The 871-nt window shown below is 28.8% G+C and carries 1 protein-coding gene; it reads left to right on the plus strand.

Annotation, left to right across the window (positions count from 1 at the left end; all coding sequences use genetic code 11):
- Positions 1-144: 144 nt before the first annotated feature.
- A partial coding sequence (locus COZ07_RS01555) for a GntR family transcriptional regulator (protein WP_406606841.1) occupies positions 145-871 on the plus strand: 727 nt, incomplete at its 3' end.

An 871-nucleotide genomic window follows, 5' to 3' on the forward strand; every position in this document is an offset into this window, starting at 1 on the left:
CCCATTTTTTTGTTTCCAGGCAAAAAATAAGGAAAAATTTATTGCTTTTTTAAAAATATATGGTATTATTTAAAAAGACTAATCCATCAGTCCATTAGTCCAATATAAAAATAGGGATTAATAGTTTTAAAGAGGAAATTTTCAATGAAAATAGAGATTGATAAAAAAAGTGGAATTCCTTTATATCTTCAGATAAAACAACAGATAAAAAAAATATTAGAAGAGGGTAAATTAAAGAAAGGTGAACAATTACCTACCGAAAGGGATTTATCAGAAAGATTAGGAGTTAGTAGAAATACAGTAAGTATGGCTTATAAAGAGTTAGTTTTAGAAGATATGATATTATCCACCCCAGGGCGAGGAACTTTTCCTAGTCCTGGTCCAAGGGTTTCTAACCAGCATAAACTAAAAGGTAATAATACTCGACTAAAACTTATAGAGATTATTGATTTTGCTATTAATGAGGCTTTAGAATTAAATTTTGAGTTAGATGAGTTTAAAAAGATAATAAATAATAGGATCGAAGAAAAAGAAAGATTATTAAAAAATATTAATATTGCCTTTATTGAATGTAATTATGAGCAGTTACATTTTTTTTCCAAAGGATTGGAACTGGGGACCGGCATTGCTATAATACCAATTTTAATAGATGAAATTTATCAAAAGCCTGATGAATTTAAAGAAAGACTAAAATCGATAGATTTAGTGGTTACTACCTTTTTTCATTTTGAGGAAGTAAAAAATTACCTTTCCGACCAAAAGCAAAGAGTTCTGGCTATCGCTTTAGATCCCCAAATGGAAACTATGGTCAACATTGCCCACTTATCCTCGAAAGATAAAAAAATAGGTTTAGTATGTATTACCGATAAAT

The sequence above is a fragment of the Candidatus Infernicultor aquiphilus genome (genome assembly GCF_002784285.1).
Lineage (GTDB): Bacteria > Atribacterota > Phoenicimicrobiia > Phoenicimicrobiales > Phoenicimicrobiaceae > Infernicultor > Infernicultor aquiphilus.